The sequence below is a fragment of the Allobosea sp. genome (assembly GCF_035944895.1).
Lineage (GTDB): Bacteria > Pseudomonadota > Alphaproteobacteria > Rhizobiales > Beijerinckiaceae > Allobosea.
The window spans coordinates 331,098-353,085 of record NZ_DASZAT010000006.1; the positions used below are offsets into that span (position 1 = coordinate 331,098).

The 21,988-nt window shown below is 66.7% G+C and carries 15 protein-coding genes; 1 reads left to right on the forward strand and 14 read right to left on the reverse strand.

The window, feature by feature from the left end; translation table 11 throughout:
* Positions 1 to 19: 19 nt before the first annotated feature.
* From VGV58_RS10180 to VGV58_RS10200, 5 genes are read right to left on the reverse strand one after another with little or no spacing between them, the layout of a single operon-like run.
* Entirely contained in the window at positions 20 to 1,642 is a 1,623-nt protein-coding gene (locus tag VGV58_RS10180) for an ABC transporter ATP-binding protein (protein WP_326873892.1), read from the reverse strand.
* 4 nt (positions 1,643 to 1,646) lie between these two features.
* Entirely contained in the window at positions 1,647 to 2,471 is an 825-nt protein-coding gene (locus VGV58_RS10185; RefSeq protein ID WP_326873893.1) for an ABC transporter permease, read from the reverse strand.
* Positions 2,464 to 3,411, reverse strand: a complete 948-nt coding sequence (locus VGV58_RS10190; RefSeq protein WP_326873894.1) for an ABC transporter permease — start codon at positions 3,409 to 3,411, stop codon at positions 2,464 to 2,466. The genes VGV58_RS10185 and VGV58_RS10190 overlap by 8 nt, the downstream gene beginning before the upstream one ends.
* Before the next feature lie 21 nt (positions 3,412 to 3,432).
* Positions 3,433 to 4,986 (reverse strand): ABC transporter substrate-binding protein, encoded by a 1,554-nt coding sequence (locus VGV58_RS10195; RefSeq protein WP_326873895.1) that lies wholly within the window; start codon positions 4,984 to 4,986, stop codon positions 3,433 to 3,435.
* Positions 4,987 to 4,997: 11 nt separating this feature from the next.
* Positions 4,998 to 6,323 carry a M20 family metallopeptidase gene (locus VGV58_RS10200; RefSeq protein ID WP_414643925.1) on the reverse strand — a complete coding sequence of 442 codons (1,326 nt, stop codon included), beginning with the start codon at positions 6,321 to 6,323 and terminating at the stop codon, positions 4,998 to 5,000.
* 135 nt (positions 6,324 to 6,458) lie between these two features.
* Between VGV58_RS10200 and VGV58_RS10205 the strand changes: the two genes are divergently transcribed.
* Positions 6,459 to 7,271 carry a GntR family transcriptional regulator gene (locus VGV58_RS10205; protein ID WP_326873896.1) on the forward strand — a complete coding sequence of 271 codons (813 nt, stop codon included), beginning with the start codon at positions 6,459 to 6,461 and terminating at the stop codon, positions 7,269 to 7,271.
* 11 nt (positions 7,272 to 7,282) lie between these two features.
* On the opposite strand, the gene VGV58_RS10210 is transcribed toward VGV58_RS10205, so the two are convergent.
* The 9 genes from VGV58_RS10210 to VGV58_RS10250 all read right to left on the reverse strand — a co-directional run bounded on the left by VGV58_RS10210 (position 7,283) and on the right by VGV58_RS10250 (position 21,877).
* Positions 7,283 to 8,680, reverse strand: coding sequence for a mannose-1-phosphate guanylyltransferase/mannose-6-phosphate isomerase (locus VGV58_RS10210; RefSeq protein ID WP_326873897.1), 1,398 nt, complete (start codon positions 8,678 to 8,680; stop codon positions 7,283 to 7,285).
* A 150-nt stretch (positions 8,681 to 8,830) separates the two neighbouring features.
* Complete coding sequence (locus tag VGV58_RS10215; protein WP_326873898.1) at positions 8,831 to 10,258, reverse strand: HlyD family type I secretion periplasmic adaptor subunit; 1,428 nt, start codon at positions 10,256 to 10,258, stop codon at positions 8,831 to 8,833.
* Positions 10,255 to 11,994, reverse strand: a complete 1,740-nt coding sequence (locus tag VGV58_RS10220) for a type I secretion system permease/ATPase (protein ID WP_326873899.1) — start codon at positions 11,992 to 11,994, stop codon at positions 10,255 to 10,257. Before VGV58_RS10220 ends, VGV58_RS10215 begins: the two co-directional genes overlap by 4 nt.
* Positions 11,995 to 12,151: 157 nt before the next feature.
* Positions 12,152 to 14,506: a right-handed parallel beta-helix repeat-containing protein gene (locus VGV58_RS10225; protein ID WP_326873900.1), complete on the reverse strand. Its 2,355-nt coding sequence runs from the start codon at positions 14,504 to 14,506 to the stop codon at positions 12,152 to 12,154.
* A 680-nt stretch (positions 14,507 to 15,186) separates the two neighbouring features.
* Positions 15,187 to 17,367, reverse strand: a complete 2,181-nt coding sequence (locus tag VGV58_RS10230) for a GumC family protein (protein ID WP_326873901.1) — start codon at positions 17,365 to 17,367, stop codon at positions 15,187 to 15,189.
* Between the two features lie 94 nt (positions 17,368 to 17,461).
* Positions 17,462 to 18,937: an exopolysaccharide biosynthesis polyprenyl glycosylphosphotransferase gene (locus VGV58_RS10235; protein WP_326873902.1), complete on the reverse strand. Its 1,476-nt coding sequence runs from the start codon at positions 18,935 to 18,937 to the stop codon at positions 17,462 to 17,464.
* Between the two features lie 45 nt (positions 18,938 to 18,982).
* Positions 18,983 to 19,993: an NAD-dependent epimerase/dehydratase family protein gene (locus VGV58_RS10240; RefSeq protein ID WP_326873903.1), complete on the reverse strand. Its 1,011-nt coding sequence runs from the start codon at positions 19,991 to 19,993 to the stop codon at positions 18,983 to 18,985.
* A 106-nt stretch (positions 19,994 to 20,099) separates the two neighbouring features.
* Positions 20,100 to 20,858, reverse strand: a complete 759-nt coding sequence (locus VGV58_RS10245) for a WecB/TagA/CpsF family glycosyltransferase (RefSeq protein ID WP_326874120.1) — start codon at positions 20,856 to 20,858, stop codon at positions 20,100 to 20,102.
* Positions 20,859 to 20,890: 32 nt separating this feature from the next.
* Positions 20,891 to 21,877 (reverse strand): UDP-glucuronic acid decarboxylase family protein, encoded by a 987-nt coding sequence (locus tag VGV58_RS10250; RefSeq protein WP_326873904.1) that lies wholly within the window; start codon positions 21,875 to 21,877, stop codon positions 20,891 to 20,893.
* Positions 21,878 to 21,988 lie beyond the last annotated feature (111 nt).

The window sequence follows — 21,988 nt, forward strand, 5'->3', positions numbered from 1 at the left end:
CGTCTCAAGCCTCGCAAGGTCAGGCAGCGGCCGTGGCCGGGGCGGGCACGGCGGCGAGCAGGGAGCGGGTGTAGGGGTGGAGGTCGGCGCCCGAGAGCGCGGCGACATCGATGAGATCGACGAGGTCGCCGCGATACATCACCGCGATCCGGTGGGCGATCTGGCGGACCAGGTTGAGATCGTGGGTGATGAAGAGATAGGCCGTGCCGAAGCGCTTCTGCAGGTCGACCAGGAGCTCGATCACCGAGGCCTGCACGGAGACGTCGAGCGCCGAGGTGATCTCGTCGCAGATCACCAGCTTCGGCCTGGAGGCGAAGGCGCGGGCGATGGCGACGCGCTGCTTCTCGCCGCCGGAGAGCTGGTGCGGATAGCGCTCGGCGTATGAGGCCGGCAGCCTGACCTGCTCCAGCAGCGCGCCGATTGCAGCCGCGTCCTTGCGCGCACCCGGCTCGCCATAAAGCGCGAGCGGGCGCGACAGGATCTCGCGGATGCGCTGGCGCGGATTGAGCGAGGAATCCGGGTGCTGGAAGATGATCTGGACGTCGCGGCGATAGGCCCGGTCCATATCGGAAAGGCCGGTGATCCTGCGGCCGGCGAAGCGGATTTCGCCCTCGAAGCGGTTGAGGCCCGTCATCGCCTTGGCCAGCGTCGACTTGCCCGAGCCGGATTCGCCGACGATGCCGAGGATCTCGCCCGGCTTCACAGACAGGCTGACCTCGCGGTTGCCGGTGAACTGCGTGTTCGCCCGACCGAGCAGGCGCCCGAGGAAGGGCTTGCGGCCATAGAGCACGCTGACCTTCTCGACCTCGACCAGCGGCTTGCCCGCCGTCTCAGGAGCCGCCTCGACCAAGCGATGGTCCGGCCGCGGCACGGCGGCGAGCAGCCTTTGGGTATAGGCGTCCTGCGGCCGGGCGAAGACCTCCCCCACCCCGCCCTGCTCGACGATCCTGCCGCGATGGATCACCGCGACCCTGGTCGCGATCTGCGAGACCAAAGCGAGGTCATGCGAGATGTAGAGCGAGGCGACGCCGGTCTCCTCCTGCAGGGCCTTGAACAAATCGAGGATCTGCCGGGCGGTGATGACGTCGAGCGCCGTGGTCGGCTCATCGAAGATGATGCATTCGGGCTGGCAGGCGAAGGCGGTGGCGATGACGACGCGCTGCTTCTCGCCGCCCGAGGCCTCATGCGGATAGCGCCGCATCATTTGCCTCGGCACCTTCAGCCCGACATGAGCGAGGCGTTCCTCTCCCTCGGCCCAGGCCTGCTTACGGCTCAGGCTGCGATGGCGCACCAGCACCTCGGCAAGCTGCTCGCCCAGCGGCAGGGTCGGGTTGAGCGAGGTACTCGGGTCCTGGAAGACCATGCCGATGCGCCGGCCGCGGATCGCCTCGATCTCGGCTTCCGAGGCCTTCAGCAGGTCCTGCCCGGTCAGGCGGATGCTGCCGGCCTCGCGTGCGCTCTTGGGCAAATGGCGCATGATCGCCCAGGCGAGCGAGGTCTTGCCGGAGCCGGATTCGCCGACGAGGCCGAGCACCTCGCCTTTGGCGATCGCGAGCGTGACGTCGTCGAGCGCGCGCGTGAAACCGGTCGGAGTGGCGTAGTCGAGGCTGTAGCCGGCGATGTCGAGGATCGGTTCACCCATCGCCTCAGCTCCTCGGGTTCAGCACGTCGCGCAGGCCGTCGCCGAGCAGGTTGAAGCCGATCGCGACCAGCGCAACGGCAAGGCTCGGCCACAGGATCATCCAGGGGCTGAGATGCATGAAGCGCCGGGCCTCCGAGACCATCAGCCCCCATTCGGACGCCGGCGGCTGGGCGCCGAGGCCGAGGAAGGAGAGCGTCGCGAACAGCATCACCGCGAAGGCGACGCGGATCGTCATCTCGACGATGATCGGCGCGATGACGTTCGGCAGCATCTCGCGCCCGACGATGAAGGCGGCGCTCTCGCCGCGCGCGATCGCGGCGTTGACATAGTCCTGCTTGCGTACGGAGAGCGCGACCGAGCGTGTGACGCGCGCCATGCCTGGCGCGAAGGCGAGCGCAATGGCGAAGAGCGCATTGAGGCTGCTCTTGCCGAGGAGGTTCACGATCAGCAGCGCCAGCAGCAGGCTCGGGATCGACATGATCGCGTCGACGGTGCGCATGATCGCCTCGTCGCTGCGCCCGCCGAGGAAGGCGGAGACCGTGCCGACGACCGCCCCGACCAGCGTGCCCAGCGCCGTCGCCAGCACCGCCAGCAGGACGGTGGCGCGTGCGCCGTGCAGCAGCCGGCTCAGGATGTCGCGGCCATACTGGTCGGTGCCGAGCCAGAACTGCGCACTCGGCGGCTTGTAGCGCATCAGCGGCGCCATCTTCTCGGGATCATAGGGTGCGAAGGCCGGGCCGACGATGACGACGAGCAGGATCAGCCCGACGATCACGAGGCCGAGCGCACCTTGCGGCGAGCGCAGCATGCGCCTGAGGATCTCAATCATACTGGATCCTCCGGTCGAGCCAGGCATAGGCGATGTCGGCGAGGAAATTGGCGACGGCGTAGGTGGTCGCCATGATCAGCGCCCCGGCCTGGATCGACGGCAGGTCGCGCGCCTGGATGGCGACGATGAGTTGGCGGCCGATGCCGGGCAGCGCGAAGATCTCCTCGACCACGATGACGCCACCGAGCAGATAGCCGACATCGAGCGCGACGATGGTGATGGTCGGCAGCAGCGCGTTGCGCAGCGCGTGCTTGAACAGCACCTGCCGCTTCGACAGCCCCTTCAGCCGCGCCGCGCGGATATAGTCGGAGTGCAAGACGTCGACGAGTTCGGAGCGCACCATGCGCGAGACATGCGCAATCAGGATCAGCGACACCGTCAGCACCGGCAGGACGAGGTGCTTCAGCCCCCGCAGCGGGTCCTCCGTCAGCGGCACATAGCCGGTCGCCGGCAGCCATTGCAGCCAGTCCGCGAACAGCAACACGATCAGCGTCGCGGTGACGAATTCCGGCAGGGAGACGCCGACATAGGAGAGGAAGCCGACGCCGAGATCGGCCGCCCTGCCCCGCCTGACCGCGGCGACGATGCCGAGCGGGATCGCCACCAGCAGCATCAGCGTGATCGAGAACAGGGCGAGCAGCAGCGAGCGGCCGAGCGCTTCCAGCATCACCGGAGCCACCGGCTGGCCGGTGCGCATCGAGACGCCGAAGTCGCCGCGCACCACGCCGGAGAGCCAGTGCAGATACTGCATCCAGATGGGGTCGTTCAGCCCCATCTTGGCGCGCAGCGCCGCCAGCGCGTCCGGCGTCGCATTCTCGCCCAGCATCATCACGGCGGCATCCGCCGGCAGGACCTGGGTGATCGCGAAGACGATCAGCGACACGACCAGCAGCGTGTAGCCGATCAGCAGGATGCGCTTGAGGACGTAACTCGGTGACACGGCGCTGCGGTCCCGTCCGGCTCAGCCGCGCTTCGGCGCCTTGGCGCCGAGCGAGACATGGTCGAGCCGGAAGACGGCGCCGCGTGGATGCAGCTGATAGCCCTCGACCCAGTCGCGCTGGGCGCCGAGCAGGTCGAAGAAGGCCGGGATGATCGAGGGCACTTCCGTATGCATCAGCTTCTGCGCCTCGGCATAGAGCGCGCGGCGCTTGGCCTCGTCGACCGTGGCCCTCGCCTCGAAGATCAGCTTGTCGAAGGCGGCGTTGTTCCAGCGCGTCTCGTTCCAGGCGGCGTTGGAGGTGTAGAGCAGCGAGAAGATGGCGTCGGCCGTCGCCTGCATGTTGTAGAAGCCGACATAGAACGAGCCCTTCTTCCAGACCTGGTCGAGATAGGTCGCGTGCGGCATGGTCTCGACCTTGATGTCGAAGCCGGCGGGCTTGGCCATCTCGCGCAGCGCGACCGCGAGCTGGGTGCGCTGGCCCGGCCGGTCGGAGGCGATCAGCGTCGCTTCCAGCCCTTTGGGATAGCCGGCCTCGGCGAGCAGCGCCTTGGCCTTGGCGATGTCGGCCTTCTTGGCCGGCAGGTCGGCATAGAAGCGATAGGCGGGATTGAGCGGCGTATCGTTGCCGGCCGAGCCGAAGCCTTCGGTGACGAAATCGACCATCGCCGCACGGTCGACGGTGAGCGCCAGCGCCTGGCGCACGCGCACGTCATTGAACGGCTTCTGATCGCACCCGAAATTGACGTTGCAGAACTGGCCCGAGGGCACGCGCAGCGCCTTGACTCCGGAGGCCTTCTGCAGGCGCCCGAACTCGGTCGGCGGGGTCGTGGTGATGAGGTCGGTATCGCCCGAGATCAGCGCGGAAGCCTCGGCGCTGACGTCCGGGTAGACCACCACCTCGATCTTATCGAGATAGGGCCGCTCCTTGTCGTAGAAGGCCTCGTTGCGGGCGACGACGATCAATCGCTCCGGCTCGAAGGAGACGAGCTTGAACGGACCGGTGCCAACAGCCTGCCGGTCGAGCTTGTCCAGCCCGCTTTTGATCACGGCGGCCGGCACGATCTTGGCGTTGGTATAGGCCAGCGTCACCGGCAGGTCGGCGAAGGGAGCCGACAGGTTGAAGACGACGGTATTGTCTTCCTTCGCCGTCACCTTGGCGATCGGCCCGACATTCTGGCGCGCGGGCGAAGCGGTCTTGGCATCGAGGATCGCCTCGAAGGTCGCGACGACGTCGGCGGCGGTGCAGGGCGAGCCGTCATGGAAGGTGAGGCCCTTACGCAGGACGAAGGTCCACTCGGTCAGATCGACGGAATTGGTCCAGGATTCAGCGAGATCAGGCTCGGCGCTCATGTCGGGCTTGAGCCGCGTCAGGCCGGAATAGAGCAGCTCGGCGACGAGATATTCGGGGTTCACCCGGGTGACGAGCGGATTGAGCTTGGCGACCGCCTGGTCGACGCTGACGCGCAGCGTGCCGCCGCGGCGCGGCGCCTGGGCGAAGGCCGGCACACCGGACAAGGCAAGGCCGCTCAGGGCGGCGGAGACGGCGAGGAAATCGCGACGATGGATGCTCGGCATGGGGCGCTCCTTCAGCTCTGGGACGGCGGGATGTCGGGGTTGAGATCGGGCCTGAAATCGGCGGCGAGGTAGGACAGCACGGCCTGCGCCAGCGAGACGATATCCGGCACCGTCGTGTATTCGCCGGGCGAGTGGATGTTACGGTCGGGCCGACCGAGGCCGCCGAGCAGCACCTCCTGCTGGCCGGTCGCGCGCTGGACCCAGCCGAAATCGGAGCAGCTCGCGGCGCCCCAGCGCCGGAAATCCTCTGGCGCGTACCCGAAGCCCTGCCCCATCGCCGCCTGCCAGCGCGGCCAATGCGGGCCGGCCGGATCGGCGGTGGGCATGAGATGGCCGACCAAGGCTGTCTCGACGGTGAGGCCCGGCACGGCGGCGACGCTCTGGCGGATCACCGCCTCGATCTCGGCCAGCGCCTCCTCGAAGCGCTCCTCGGGGGCATAGCGGCGGTTGATCGTCAGCTCGAGCAGGGCGGGAACCTGGCCACCGGCGGTGCCGCCCTCGATCGCGGCGAGGTTGAGCTGGGCAGTGAGCGGCGGCTTGCCGAGCGGCGGCGGCAGGGCGGAGGTCCGGGTCGCGATCTGCGCCTTCAGCGCCATCAGCCCATTGAGCAGCGGCAGGGCACCCTCGATGGCGTTGAGGCCGGAGCCCTTGCGATTGCCCTCGCCGGCATGGACGGCCTGGCCGTGGATGCGGACCAGCAGGTTGAACAGGCCGAAGCAACCGGCCCAAACCCGCGCCTCGGCGCTGCCGTTGAAGTTGAGGATGTGGCCGGAGAGCTTCCCCTGCTCGGCGAGATAGCGGATGCCGGGATAAAGGCCGCCCTCCTCGTCGGTGCAGAACAGCAGCATTGGGTCATAGGCGAGTTCGATCCCACAAGCCCGCGCCGCGCGCAGGGCCAGCAGAATCGCGGCGATGCTACCCTTCATATCGGCGGCGCCGAGGCCGATCAGGCGATCGCCGTCGCGCTCCATCCGGAGCGGATCGCGTTGCCAGCCGGCCGTGGCGGGTACGGTGTCGACGTGGAAATAGAGGCCGCAGACCGGCCGGCCGCTGGCGCGGCTAGCGACCAGATTGGTGCGCGGCCCGGCTGCCGGGCCGTTCGGCACCTTCCACAGGCTTTCGGGGACGGTCACACGCTCGGTCGCAAAGCCAAGTGGGGCGACGAAGCCCTCCATCAGCCCGGCGAAATCGTCATAGCCCAGGCCTGGCGGGAAGGAGGTGTCGACCGCGATCATCCGATCGAGCTCGGCGACGGCGCCATCGACATTGGCGGCGATCCAGTCGCAGGCCTCGGACAGCGCGCGCTCGTCGCGCAGCAGGGATTTGGACTCGCTCATCGCTCAGCCCAATGACGCCGCGCTTGTCCAGCGCCGGCGCGATCTGCGATGGAACCTCCGAAAAGCCGCAGCTGGCAATGCCATTTGCGGAGCTCCCTCTTTCATATAAACTATATAGAAATAGGAACCGACGGCATGCCCCCTGTCAATGCCAAAAAAGCGACGCTCGCTGCCGCCGGAACGGGCAACGGCGCCGGAGCCTCGGCGCCGGTCCTGCCGAACTTCGGCGCCGGGGAAGCCGCACCGCTCTATGAGCGCGTGAAACGGCACATGTCGGAGGCGATCCTGGTCGGCGAATGGCCGCCCGGCATGGTCCTGCCGAGCGAGACCTCGCTGGCCCAGGGCTTCGGCATCGCGGTCGGCACGGTCCGCCGGGCGATGACCGATCTTGTGGCGGAGGGGCTGCTGACGCGTCGCCGCAAGACCGGCACGGTGGTGACCGGGCGCACGCCGCATCACAGCCTGCGTTTCTTCTTCCAGTATTTCCGGCTGCACCGGGCCGATGGCAGCCTGGTGCGCTCGACCAGCCAGTTCCTCAGCGTCGAGGCCCAGCCCGCGACGCCGGCGCAGACCGAAACGCTGCAGATCAAGACGGGCGGGGTAATCAGGATCCATCGCATCCGTCATGCCGACGGCCATCCGGTGATGCATGACAAGCTGGTGCTGGCGCAGGAGCGCCTGCCGGACTGGCCGCGCGACGTGGCCGAGCTGCCGCCTCTGCTCTATCTCCATCTGCTGGAGCGCTATGGCATCCGGATCTCCGCCGTGCGCGAGCAGATCACCGCCGACCTCGCGGGTGACGAGGACGTTGCGCTGCTGGCGCTCTCCGCCGGCGAACCGGTGCTGACGATCGACGAGGTCGCCTATGACCAGGCAGGGACGCCGACGATCCTCGGCTGGCACCGCGCCACGACGCGAGCTCATATCTACGTCAACGAGGTGCGGTAGAATCGGCGCTTTCAGCAGCGCTCGTAGATGTCCTCGATGCGGATGATGTCGTCCTCGCCGAGATAGGAGCCGACCTGCACCTCGATGATCTCGAGCGGGATCTTACCGGGATTGGCCATGCGATGGACGCAGCCGATCGGCAGGTAGATCGCCTCGTTCTCGTGCACGAGGATGGTCTCGTCGTCGCGCGTCACCTGTGCGGTGCCGCGGACCACGACCCAGTGCTCGGCGCGATGATGGTGCTTCTGCAGGGAGAGGACGCCGTTCGGCTTGACGGTGATGCGCTTGACCTGATGGCGCTGGTCGAGATCGACGGAGAGATACTTGCCCCAGGGCCGGTGGATCTCGCGATGGCTGGCCGCCTCCGGCTCACGGTTCGCCGCGACCAGCGCGACGACATCCTTGACCTTGTCGGCCTGTGCCTTCGACGTCACCAGGATGGCATCGCGGGTGGCGATGACGGCGACATCGTCCAGCCCGACGACGGCGACGACCGCATCCTCGGAACGGACGAGGTTGTTGGCGCCCTCGAGCACGTAGCCGCGTCCCTGGACGACGTTGCCGTGCGCGCCTTTCTCGGAAAGCTGCCAGACCGCGCTCCAATTGCCGACATCCGACCAGCCGAAATGGCCGGAGATCACGGCTGCGGTATCGGCCTGTTCCAGAATGGGAGGCTCCGCCGCGATCGCCGGAAGATCGGCAGAACCGTCGGTTTCGAGCATGCGGATGCCGAGATTGGCTCCGTTCGCCTTGCCGTTGCCGATCGCCCCCCTGTTAGCCGCCTGGAGCTTCATCTGCATCGTCGCCGCATCGAAGACGACATTGCCGGAATTCCAGAGATAGCCGTCGGCGAGATAGCGCGCCGCGAGCGCCGCGTCAGGCTTCGCCGCGACATCCTCGACCCCGCGCACGCCCTCGGCGATCTCCGTTCCCGGGCGGATATAGCCATAGGCGCTCGCCGGATAGCATGGCGGTATGCCGATCGCGACGATACGGCCCTGGGCGGCGACCACCGCGGCCTTCGCGCAGGTTTCGACGAAGAGCTTGCCGTCCTGCACGACATGATCGGCGGGGAAGATGCCGACGAGCGCGGATTCACTCCGGGCGAGGCCGAGCTCGGCCGCGATCGCCGCGGCCGAATGGGCGCCGCGCCCGGCGGGCTCCAACACGACCTCGGCGCGCAGGCCGATCGCTTGCAACTGGTCGGCGACGGTGAAGCGGTGGTCCGCGTTCGTCACCACGATCGGCAGATCGAACACATCGGGATCGGACAGCAGCCGAAGCGTGCGCTGGAAGGAGGAATCCCGGCCGAACAACGGGATGAACTGCTTCGGCATCGTCTCACGCGCGATCGGCCACAGGCCGGAGCCATGTCCCGTGCACATCACGACCGGGATGATCTTCGGCATCGGTTCTGCTCCCAGAAAGCGGCTGCTGATCGCGCCGCAATACTGGAAGAGAAACCGCCGGGCTCAAGCGGCCATCTCGGCTGATCTGCCGAGCGAAGTTGCCGCATCTTCGGGCGATCGGCTCCTCCGATCGCCCTACCCCATCCGCGCTCACTCCTCCCGGAAGCTGGAGCGCATCGAGTCGGTCAGCGGCTGCATCAGATAGGCGATGGCGGTGCGCTCGCCGGTCGGGACATAGACCTCGGCCGGCATGCCGGGCCGGAGCTTGGCCCTGACCTTGGGCGGGAAGCCCGAGGCCGAGACGCTGACGCGCAGTTCGTAGACCATCTGCTGCAGGACCTCGTCGCGCAGCGCGTCTGCAGCGACCGATTTGACCTCGCCGACGGTGAACGGCGTCGCCCGGCCCTTGAAGGATGGCAGGCGCACTTCCGCGGCCATGCCCGGGTGCAGGTTGTTCACATCCATCGGCGAGACCTTGGCGGTGACGATGAGCTCGTCGTCCTGCGGCACGATCTCCATCAGCGTATCGCCCGGCTTGACCACGGCACCGACGGTGTGGACCTTCGAGGCGACGACCCGCCCGGCGCGCGGGGCGCGGACTTCGGCGCGCGCCAGCACATCCTCGGCGATGCGCAGCTTCTCGCGGGCATCGGCGAGCTTGACCCGACATTCGGCGAGCTTGGTCGAGGCCTCTTCGGAGGCTTTCAGGCCGATCTGGCTCATCTGCAGCCTGATCTCGTCATTGGCGACCGTAAGCCGCGCCAGATCGGCCTCCAGCGAGCCGATGCGGCCCTGCAATTCGGTCAGCGAGCGCTTGAGCGGGTTGATGCGCGTCGAGGCGACGAACCCCTTGTCGGCGAGAGGCCGCAGGCTGGTCAGTTCCTCGTTGACGCTCGCAGCCTGTCCGATCGCGGCCTCGCGCTGCGCCTCGTTCGACTGGTACTGCTTCTCGGATTGCGTCAGCCGTTCCTTGAGGATCGAGACCTCCAGCTTCTGCGTGGATTGCCGTTCCTTGAACAGGCGCTCCTGGTCGAGCATGATCCGGCGCGCCTCCTTTGCTTCACCAGCCTCGAGCAGTTCGCTCGGGAAGGTGATGCCGTCGAGCCGGTCGATCTCGGCCGTGAAGCGCGCTTCCTCCCCCAGGGCCTGCAACACGATCAGCCGCGCCACGCTGCGCTGCGCCGCCGCCTGCGTCGTATCGAGGCGCAGCAGGGTTTCGCCGGCCTTGACGTCGGCCCCGTCGCGCACCGCGATCGCTTCGACGAGCCCGCCTTCGAGATGCTGCACCGCCTTGCGGTCGCTTTCGACGACGATGCTGCCATGCGCCACCACGGCGCTGTCGAGGCGCGCGGTCACCGACCAGAGGCCGCCGGCCCCCAGCGCAAGGCCGACCACGACATAGCCCTTGCGCACCGGGGCGCGCCAATCGCCATCCCCCGCAGCGGGCAAACTCGTGCGCTGTAGCCATTGCCTCGCGATCCCGAGCACGGGTTCGAAGCGCTGGCGCCAGGCCAGCCGGTTCAGGATGGATTTCATTGTGTTCGGGACGCGCTTCAGCTTGTTCAGAACGGAGTTCATCGGCGTGCCCACCTTGCTGCCGAGAGCGGCTCGACCTGTCCTGTCTGGCCGCGCTGCGGCGGCTGGATGCGTGCGCCATTGCCCGGCTGCAGCAGCACCGGCAGGATTTCGTCGCGCCCGCCGACCCTGACGGCCTGGCCCTTCTGCATCAGGATGATCTTGTCGACCTGCGAGAGCAGTTGCGGGCGATGTGTGATCACGACGACGATCGCGCCGGCATCCCGCAAGCCGGCCAGGGAGCGCGCCAGCGCGGCATCGCCATCCATGTCGAGATTGGCATTCGGCTCGTCGAGCACGACCAGCGCCGGCTGTCCGTAAAGCGCCCGCGCCAGCCCGATGCGCTGGCGCTGCCCGCCGGAGAGGATCGCTCCGCCCTCGCCGATCTGCGTCGCATAGCCGTCCGGGAAGCCCTGGATCAGCTCATGCGCGGAGGCAGCCGAGGCGGCAGCGACGGCGGCCTCGTCGGTCGCGTCGGGATCGAAGCGGGTGACGTTGTCGCGCACGCTGCCGGCGAACAGTTCCACATCCTGCGGCAGATAGCCGAGGATGCGGCCGCGCTGCTCGTCGGGGAAATGCCTGATGTCGTTGCCGTCGAGCCGCACCACGCCATGGGCCGGGGACCAGACGCCGACCAGCGCCCGGGCCAGCGACGACTTGCCGGAACCGGTCAACCCGACCACGGCCGCGATCTCGCCAGGCTCGACCTCGAACGAGACGTTGTGAAGCAGCAAGGCGTTCCCGTTCGGGCTGCGCACGCTCAGGCCTTCGACCCGCAGCGAGCCGGCCGGATTCGGCAAGGTCATCGGCATCGCCTTATCCGACGGCGCCTTCAGGGTCCGGCTCAGTCGCTGCAAGGCGCTGCGGGCAGAGACGAAGCTCTTCCATTGGCCGACGGCGCCCTCGATCGGCGCGAGCGCCCGGCCCATGATCAGCGATGCCGCGAACATCGCGCCGGCCGCGAGGTTCTGGTTGATCGCGAGATAAGCGCCGACGCCGAGCACCGCGCATTGCAGCGCCAGCCGCAGCAGCTTCGTCGCCGCCAGCAGCGTCCCGCCCCAATCTGCCGCGGCCGTGTGGTAGGCCAGCGCCTGGTTGCGCTGGCGCTGCCATTGCCCGCGGATCGGCTGCCCCATGCCGAGCGCCTTGATGATCTCGGCGTTGCGCAGCGAAGCCGTCAGCCGCTCGTTCGCGCCATGGCCGAGCTCGGAAGCGCGGATCAGCGATCCCTTGGTGATGCGCTCGTTCAGCAGGGCGACACCCAGGATCGCGATGGCGCCGAGCGTGGCGACGGCGCCGATCGCCGGATGCAGGATGAAGCAGAGGGCGAGATAGATCGGAATCCAGGGCGCATCCATCAGCGACGGCACCAGGCTACCCGACAGCGTCGCCCGCAACGTCTCGACATCGCGAATGGGCAGGGTCGGCGAGCCCTTCGCATCGAGCGCGCCGTGGAAGGCGGCTTCGAAGGCCGGCTCGGACAGAGCCTTGTCGACGCACAGGCCGAGCTGGACCAGCGCCCGGCTGCGGAAATGCTCGAGCGCGGCATAGGCCGCGAACAAGGCGAGCACGATCAGCGACAGCATGACCAGCGTGGTGCCGTTCCGGCTGGTCAGCACCCTGTCATAGATCTGCATCGTGTAGAGCGGGGAGACGAAGACGAACAGGTTCAGCACGAAGGAAAGCCCGAACAGCGATGCGAAGGCGGGCGTCAGCTTGCGAACCGTTTGCGAGAGCATGTCCGTCGGTTTCCTTGGCGCGATTGCAGCCGTCGACGCCGGCGGATCCGGGCGAGCGGCAATCATTGGAGGAGGAAGGCGAGGCCCCGCGAAGCTCGCCGCGGAGAATGGCGACCCGGCCGCGGTGGCCGGGTCGCCGCAAGGCAGCGGCTAGGCGCTACCAGTGCCAGTGCGAGAGCTGGCTGTGGCTATGGTGGTCGTTGTCGTCGTCATGGCGCCACTGACTGCCTCGCCAGTCGTTGCGGCTGGCGCTGTCATCGCTGGCCGCCTGAGTGTCCCGCGACCAGTTGCGGCCGCCGCCATGATCGTCACCACGAGATGAGCCGCCATCCCAGGACCAGCGGCCGCCACTGAGGCCGCCCCAGCCGCCATGACCGCCCCAGCCGCCCCAGCCGCCCCAATGTCCGGAATTCGACGGGGTTTCGGTGTCCGTCCCGCCCGTGCCGGTATCGACATCGGGGATGGTGATCACGTCCGGGTTCCCACTGCCTGGCTCGGAGGTGCCGGGCGTCGCGCCCTCCCCGGTCGTAGGCGTCGTCGGCGTTTCCTCGCTCGGCGTCGACGGCTCGGCCGTCACCGGAGGCGTCTCGTTGCCGGGCTCGGAGGTGCCAGGCGACGTGCCTTCCCCAGTCGACGGAGTCGTCGGCGTCTCCTCGCTCGGCGTCGACGGCTCGGCGGTGACCGGAGGCGTTTCGGTAACCGGCTCGGAAGTCGCCGGCGGCGTGCTGCTCCCGTTCCCGCCCGACGGCGTCTCGACCTCGGGCGAGGTCCCGCTCAGTGAAGAGCCGACCGAGTCGAACGGCACCGAGTCGATGCCATGCGCCTGCGCCACCGATCCAGAAACGAAGCTGTAGTCACCGTTCGCCGCGTCCTTGAAACCAGCCTGGCTCGTCTCCGTGCTGCCGGTATCGCCGCCCTGGCGCTGGAAGCTCGCCAGCGAGACGTCGGCGATCGTCAACTCGCCGCCATTCGGGTTGTAGTAGACATTGTCGTGGATCAGGCTCGGATCGGTCTGGTCGGTATCGATCGTGTTGCTGCCGTCTCCCGAGACCTCGATGAAGTTGTTGTAGGTCTCGTTGCCGCCGATCGGATTGTCGTCGGCAACGATCGTCGAGATCCCGTACTTGCCGTTGTCGAGCAGCGTGTTGTCGTGGATCTCGTTGTTCGAGCCGCCATGGATGAGGATGCCGCTGAACGTCGTCCCCTCGACGTAGTTGCCGTAGATCTGGGCATTGCTCGCCATGTTGTCGAGATAGATGCCGGAGCTCCAGTCCTCCGCGAAGCCACCATCCTTGGTGTTCGTTCCACCGGTGTCGACGATGGTGTTGTAGCGGATGGTGCTGCCGTCCGCACCGGAGTCGTCGGCCGAGAACAGGTAGATGGCGCCAGTATCAGGCGTCTGCTGCCCGGAATGGCGGATGTCGTTGTACTCGATGGTGTTGCCACCGGACTGGATGTCCGGATCGTAATTGACCTCGGAGATGCCGAAGCGCGGTACGTTCGTGATCGTGTTGTGGTCGATCTGGTTGCCCGCCGACTCCTGCATGTCGACGGAGCCGTACTGGACGAACACCTCGTTCGAGTGGTCGACGGTGTTGTTGGTGACGCGGTTGTCGCTCGTGCCAGCCGTCATGGCGATGGCGCTCGACCAGGTGTGCTCGAAGCTGTTGCTCGAGATGGTATTGCCGCTGCTGTCGCCGTGCAGGGCGACGCCGACGCCGACATTGGTGAAGTGATTGCCCTCGACGACCAGCCCGGTCGCATCGTTTGCCTCGATCGCCGCGGTCGTCGGGTCGCCCGACTTCGAGGCGGTGTCGGTGAAGGTAATGCCCTTGATGGAGACGTTGTCGGCCCCGTCGACGGAAATGATGCTGTGGTCGCCAGAGACGACGCCGCCCTGTCCGGTGAAGCCGTCCGGGGCCTTGTAGGAAATGGTCTGCGTTTCGGCGTCGTAGGACCATTCGCCGACATTGTCGGGCGTGTCCTGCGACACATAATAGCGGCTCGCGGCGCCGAGATCGTAATTGGCCTCCGTGGTGAAGGTCATCACGTTGCCCTGGACCGAGGCGATGGTCAGCACTTCGCTGGAATAGCCGTTCTCGGTAAAGACCGTGACCGTGTCACCGGCTTTCGGCTGCTCGCCGGCCGGGTAGTCCGACGGATCGAACGCCATCGACTTCTGGGCGTCGTAGCCCGCCGGGAGATCCTGCCCCCAGAGCCAGCCGCCATGAACCGGATCGTTCGGATCGACGTCGGGATAACGGCTCTCGGTCTGCTTCTCGCCGTTGACGGTGAACTGCTGGACATCTTCAGCATCGACATGCGCCGTCCAGATCCCGTCCGCGCCCTGGGTCCAGCCGCTCACCTGCGTGCCGCCGCTGATCACGACGTTCTGTCCGGACATCGCCACGATGGACGACCCCGAATCAGCGGAGGTCAACTGGAGGGCGTCATCGACATAGTAGGTACCACCGGCGAGGTAGATCGTGTCTGCCCCATTGCTCTGGTGCATGGCTTCGACTGCCCGCTCCAAAGTCTGGAAAGATGAATTTTCATCCAATCCTGTATTGTTGTCGTTTCCGGTGGTCGAGACGTAAAATGTGGCCATAAAGGGGCTCCTTTTTTGGCGGGAACACATTAAGTGATCGCTGCCTAGATACCCTTGAGGCCTGATTCGGTGCTACCCGCACCGACGAACCCTTACTCCGAAGGATTAGTCCAAACGGACTATTCGTCTTGTTTTGGCACAATATATCAATGGATTATTTAGTAGCGGCGCCAGCCTAACCCTGTTGATGGATTGGCTTCATACGCCCCGAGGCACTGGTTTGCCTCGCAGATCGAGCCCTCAAATGGCCTTATTCTCGAAACCAGAGGGCGAAATCGCCGCTCATGTCAACGCCGTCGGGCCCGGCCCGGTTCCATCGTCCGAATGACAGACCGTCAAATGATGGTCGCAGAATCGGGCACTCGCGGCCAGGCGATCGACATAGGCGCGGAAGGCCGCCAGCGTCCCGACCGGGCGCTGGCAGCCGTCGCAGATCACCAGTGCGTCCCCCGAGAGATCGTTCGGCAGATGGACGGCCGGCGACCCGCAAGACCCGCAGCTGAACCCGCCAGCCTGCGGCGCCGGCGAAGATGCGCCGAGATCCGGGGCTGCGAGCAGCGCGGCGTAACGATGCAAGCGACTGCTCATGCCGAGGCCTGATAGAAGGACTTGTAGTTGCGATAGACCCGGCCGCGGTCGGAGACGTCGTAGCGGCCCTGCTCCTCGAGATCGACGCCGTTGAGCACGACGCCGGCAACATCCAGGCCGAGCTTGCCGAGATGATCGAGGGTCGCGGCGACGGTGCTCTTCAGCGTGTCGTTCCATTTGACGACGTGCAGAACCGTGTCGGCATGCTCGCGCAGCAGGGCGCTATCAGCCGACAGCAGCACCGGCGCCACCTCGAACAGGATGACGTCGTAGCGTGCCCGCGCCTCGCGCAGCATCGCCTCGAAGGCCGGGTTCGAATAGACGTTCTGGCTGTCGCGCAGGCCCGAGGCACGCCGGACCGTGGCGACCGGGCTCGTCCCCGGGCCGCCGGCGTCGCCCACCTGCGGCAGGCACTGGTCGAGCAACGCCTCGTGCGGGAAGTTCTGGCCGAGCAGCAGGCGCCGCGGCGAGCCGTCCACGACCAGGACCCGCTGGCCCATCATCGCCAACACGCGCGCCATGGCGGAGGCGACGAAGGACTTGCCCTCCCCCGGCGCCGAAGAGGTGATCAGCACGAATTTTGGCGGATTGCTGGCCGGGAACAGCTCGGCCACCATCGAGCGCACCGCCTCGGCAAAGACCAGGCTCTCCAGCCCGCCCGGATAATGCTCGAGATTCGGCAGCAGGCCGACGCAGTTGGTCCTGGTCTCGGTGGCGAACTCGTTCTCGCTGCGGAAGCCGCGATCGCGCTTCTCCAGAAGATAGGAGAGCCCTGCCCCGGCCATCAGCCCGCCCGCCATGGCCAGCCCCAGCACCAGCGACGGCTTGATCGAGCTCGGCAGCGAGGGAATGTCGGCCGGCGCGACGATCTGGGCGATGATCGGCCGCAATTCGCTGACGGCGCTGGCCTGCTGATGCGCATCCGATAGCTGTTTCAGCCGGTCGCGCGCCGCAGTGGCTTCGGCCTGCAAGGTACGCAGCTGGCCCTCCAGCCCCCTCGCCTCGATCGACTTGGTCTGCAGCGACGCGACGCGTTCGCGCAGCGCGGCCTCGGCGGCGCGGGCGGCCTGGACGTCGGTCTCTATATTGGCGACCGATTGGGCCAGTTGCTTCTGCAGCCGCTCCTGCACCGCCGTCAGCGACAGCCGCAGCCGCTGCACGGCCGGATGACGCTCGCCCGAAACCGCGACCATCTCGTCGAGCGCCCGGCGAGCCTTGCCCTCCTCGTCCAGGAGCTGCTGGACCACCGGCGAGCTGCCGAGATCGCTGGTCTGCGGGATGTTGCCGGCGGCAAGCGAGACCCGCGCGCGCTGGAGGCGTGTCTCCTCGGCGAGCCGCGTGGCGGAGACCGTATTGAGCTGGGTCAGCATGTCGCGAAGCTGCTGTTGCTGGATGTCGGCGCCGTCCTGCCCGAGCTCGACGAAGCCGGTCCGCATCCGGAAGGCTTCAATCTCCTTCTCGATCCGTCCCAGATTGGCGCGGGCCTCCTGAGCCTGCGCGCCATACCACTGGCTGGAGCGCTGTGAGGCATTCGCCGTGGCTTCCATCTTTCGACGCAGATACTCGTTGCCGAAGGTGTTGACGATCAGCGCCGCACGATCGGGGTCGGTGTCACGATAGGTCAGCGTGACCAGATAGGCCTTGGTATCGTTGCTGACGCCAAGCGATCCGAGCAGCCTCTGGGCGACGATGTCGCGCGTGGTCGGCTCGGCCGATCCGCCGCCGAAGCCGGTCAGATTGTGCAAGGTGTTGCGAACCGATGACGGGAAGACCAACTCGGTCGCGCCAGCCAGCAGGCGGGAGAACGACGAGGGCTCGCTCGACACTGCCTGGTCGAGACCCAGGCGCGCAGCGACGGCGCGCGCCGTCGCGAGCGAACGAATGATCCGTGCCTCGCTTTCGACCAGTGTCGAGGCATCGAGCGCGACGCTGCTCGCCTTGCCGCCACCACCGCTGTCTTCGCGCGTGAAGTCGAATTGCAGGACCAAGTCGGCGGTGTAGCGCTGCGGCGTCACCATCAGATAGAGGGCCGTCATCAGCATGATCCCGCAGGTGACTGCGGCGATCAGCAATCTGCGGCGCCAGAGCATGGAGAGGAAGTCGAAGGTCACCGCATCATAGTGCCTGGCGAGCGTCACAGGCTGACGGGGGCCTCGCATGTCGCTGAAGAGATCCATGGCCTCACGCCTCACCTGCGGTTTCACCCGGGGATACCGACCGACCCTGCCGGCGCCTCGCGAGCGACCGGCCTCGACTCAGATCGCTTGCGCGCTATTTCGCGCCGCGCCCATGCAGAACGGCCGGGACCGTCTGCAGCAGCACGTAGAAATCCAGCCAGAACGACCAGTTGTGGATGTAGAAGCTGTCCTGCCGCTTCTGGACGACGAGATCGCCGTCGCTGCGGTCCGTGACCTGCCAGAGGCCAGTCAGGCCGGGCGGCACGCTGGTGCGCAGCGCCTGGAAGGCAGTGTCGAAGCACTGGTTGTGATAGGCCGGGAACGGCCGCGGCCCGACGATGCTCATCTCGCCGCGCAGGACGTTCCAGAGCTGCGGCAGTTCATCGAGACTGGTGCTGCGGATGAACTGGCCGATCCTCGGCAGGATCCGGGGATCGCTCGACAGCTTGAAGAAGCGCTCCCATTCATGCCGGGCCGCGCTGTCGGCCTCCAGATGCGCGGCAAGCCGCGCCTCGGCGTCGGCATACATGCTGCGCAGCTTGTAGACCTTGAAGACATGGCCGTTCCGGCCGATCCGCGGCTGGGCGTAGAAGGCGGGTCCGTTGTCGACCGCCTTGACCGCAAGCGCCAGCACGGCGACCACCGGCAGGGCGAGAAGGGCGAGCGGGATCGCAACGATCAGGTCGAGCACCCGCTTCAGGCGCAGGTTGTGCGGCATGTGGATGGCGCTGCGCAGTTCGAGGCCGAGCAGCCCGCCCATGGCCCGCAATTGCGGATTGAGGACCTGCAGCATCGAGGCGTCGTGGACGACGAAGATCTGGCGCAGCGGCAGGCGCGCCAGCCAGTCGGCCTTCTCGACATGAAGGTCGCCCGAGGCGCAGAGCGCGACCTCGATCCCCGGCGAGATGATGTTGGCCTGGCCACGGGTGATCACCGGCAGTTCGGAAGCCTCCATGGCCTCGCTGAGCGCATCGGCCTCCTCGTCGGTGAGGATGGCGACCGGCTTCAGGCCGAGCTCCGGATGCGAAGCCAGATCGCGCGCCAGGGCCAGGCAGGCCGGCATCGTGCCGTAGAGCACGGTCTGGGCGCTCCAGAGATCACGGCGCACCAGTGCGCCGCGGACCAGCGCCTCGACATAATAGCCGAGAACGACCATCAACCCCGCGCCTGCGATCACGAAGCCCCAGAGATGGCTGGCAGGATCATCGAGCGCCAGCCAGGAGAGCACCACGGCGGCGGCGACGACATTGCCGAGCGTGCGCCGGCGCAGGCGATCGACGGGCTCGGCCCGGTCGGAGCCGTAAATCCCGAAGCCACCGAGGGCCCCGCAAAGCGCCAGGGCCCAGACCAGAGTCAGGCTCGCCATGTTGGTGTCGGTGTCGGACACCGCGATAGCCGCGCCCAACTGCAGCAGCCCGTTGACGATGATCAACGTGACGAGATCCCCGACCATCAGAGCGGCGGCGACAAGCCGCCGCCGCTCTGCCGGAGTGACATTGGCGCCGACCAGCCGGCCCGGCTTTGCCATGCCGACCGAGGCGGGCACGACAGTCGTGACTACATCCGGCATGACAGGCTCCCGGGATCTCGATCGGTTGGGCAGAAGGCAGCGGCGCTACTGCGCCGCGATCGTGGGGATGTGTTCGATGCCGGCCTCGCGCTCGGCCCTCGCCTTCACCTCGCCCGAGATCCAGGCATAGGTCGGGATCAGCCCCTGGCCGAGATGGATCGAGGGTTCCCAGCCGAGCACCTCGCGCAGGCGGTTGTTGTCGCTGTTGCGACCGCGCACGCCCTGCGGACGGTTGATGTTGAAACGCTTGTGGATCGTCTTTCCGGATATCCCGGCGATGATGTCGACCAGCCCGCTGACATCGACCAGCTCGTCCGTGCCGAGGTTGAGCGGCCCGGAATAGTCGGAGCGCATGATGCGGTAGATGCCCTCGACGCAGTCGTCGATGTACATGAAGGAGCGGGTCTGCTTGCCGTCGCCCCAGACCTCGATCGCATCGCCCGACTTCGCCATCGCGACCTTGCGGCAGATGGCGGCCGGCGCCTTCTCCTTGCCGCCGTCCCAGGTGCCGAGCGGCCCGTAGACATTGTGGAAGCGGACCAGCCGGGTCTGGAAGCCGTAATCCTGCGTGAAATACTCGCACAGCTTCTCGGTGTAGAGCTTCTCCAGCCCGTATCCCGGCTCGGGATCGGCAGGGAAGGCATCATCCTCCTTCAGGGGCACGACCGAGGGCACGTCCTGGAGATATTGCGGATAGACGCAGGCCGAGGACGAGAACAGGAAGCGCTTGACCTTGGCGTCGTAAGCCGCCTTCAGCATCTGGGCGCTGATCATCGTGTTGTTGAAGGTGATCGAGGCGTGCGCGCCGGAGATGTAGCCGATACCGCCCATGTCCGCGGCGAGATTGTAGACCTCGTCCATCCCCTGGACCGCTTCGCGGCAATCATCCATCTCGCGCAGGTCCAGGATGCGGAACTCATCCGCCGCGCTGGCTTGGTATTCCGGGTCCTTGATGTCGACTCCTCGGACCCAATAGCCTCGATCCTTGAGGTAATTGACAAGATGGAAACCGATAAAGCCGCCGGCGCCGGTAACCAGCACAGATTTCTTGGACATTACTTCGCTCCACTGAAAAATGGAACTCAGTGATAGCGTTTTTATCTTTTTAAATCAGGTGGTTAAACCGAACTATAACCCTTTTGGGACTAGTTATCTGTTGGGGTTAGGCCGGCCTCTTGGAAGCAGCGAGCTCGGTCCTCCGCCGAAGCAGTTGCAGGCTGGCGCCGAACATGAATTGCGGCACGATCTTGCCGTAGCGGCGCCAGAGCCGCCGCGGTTCCGAGAGCAATCTGAACAGCCATTCGAGCCCGCGCTTCTGCATCCAGGCCGGGGCCTGGCGCTTGGTACCGGCGAGGAAATCGAATGCGGCGCCGACGCCGATCATGACCGGCGCCTCGATCCGGTCGAGATGCGCGGCCATCCAGTATTCCTGCTTGGGCGTGCTGAGCCCGACCCAGACGATGTCCGGCTTGGCCGCGTTGATCATGCGCACGATTTCCTCGTCCTCCTCCGCCGATGAAGGACGGAACGGCGGCGAGAAGGTGCCCGCGACAGCGAGCCCGGGAAAGCGCGCGGTGAGACGCTCGCGCAGCCGTTCGGCAAGGCCGGGCGCGCCGCCGAAATAATAGTGGCGATAGCCCTTCTGCGCCGACAGCTCCGTGAGACGCAGCATCAGGTCCGGGCCGTAGACCCGCTCGGTCCGGCCATGGCCGAGCTTGCGTGCCATCCAGACCAGCGGCATGCCGTCGGGCGTCGCCATCCCCGCACGCTCATGGATCGCCATGAGCCTGGGGTCCGACTGGCTCTCGATCACGCCGTGGACCCCGGTGATGCAGACGTAGTTCCGATCTCTGCGAGCGATCCAGCCCTCGACCGCGCCGAGGGCGTCCGCCATGGTGATGGCGCTGACATTGACGCCCATGATCCGCGCGCGGGGAAGCGTCCCGTCCTGCGTCACGAGCTCATCCTCGCGACCTCGACCCGGCGTACCGGGTCATGCATCTTCGACAGCACGCCTTCGAAATAGGAGATCGTCCGCTTCAGCCCGTCCTGCAGCGGCACCTTGGGCCGCCAGTGCAGCAGCTCATGCGCCTTGCTGATGTCCGGGCAGCGCTGGCGCGGGTCGTCCTGCGGCAGCGGCCTGAAGACGATCTGCGAGCGCGATCCCGTCAACTCGATGATCAGCTCGGCGATCTCGGCCATGGAGGTCTCGACCGGATTGCCGAGATTGACCGCGCCATCGAGCTTCTGGGTCACGTTCATCAGGCGCATCAGCCCCTCGACCAGGTCGTCGACGAAGCAGAAGGCGCGGGTCTGGCGGCCATCGCCATAGAGCGTGATCGGCTCGTTGCGCAGCGCCTGGACGATGAAGTTGGAGACGACGCGGCCATCTTCGAGATTCATCCGCGGCCCGTAGGTGTTGAAGATGCGGGCGATGCGGATCTCGACGCCGTGGCGCCGCTTGTAGTCGTAGAACAGCGTCTCGGCGCAGCGCTTGCCCTCGTCGTAGCAGGCGCGCGGCCCGCTGATGCTGACGAGCCCGCGATAATCCTCGACCTGCGGATGAACGTCCGGGTCGCCATAGATCTCGCTGGTCGAGGCCTGCAGGATCGGGATGCCGAGCCGCTTGGCCATGCCGAGCATGTTGATCGCGCCGAGCACGCTGGTCTTCGTGGTCTGCACGGGGTCGCGCTGGTAGTGCACCGGCGAGGCCGGACAGGCGAGATTGTAGATCTCGTCGACCTCGAGATAGAGCGGGAAGGTCACGTCATGCCTGAGCGTCTCGAAATTGGGCAGGCCGAGCAACGCCGTCAGGTTCTCGCGGCGCCCGGTGTAATAGTTGTCGACCGCGATGACCTGGTGCCCCTGGGCGACCAGCCGCTCACAGAGATGGCAGCCGAGGAAGCCGGCGCCACCAGTGACGAGGATACGCTTCTGCATGTCTGAGCTCCGCCGGATCGTGCACGGGAAGGAGCCGAAAGCTTTGCTGCAAGCGCCGCCTTCTCAAAGGACGCTTTGGGAGGTGAGCGCCCCGGCGCGAACAAGGAAGGG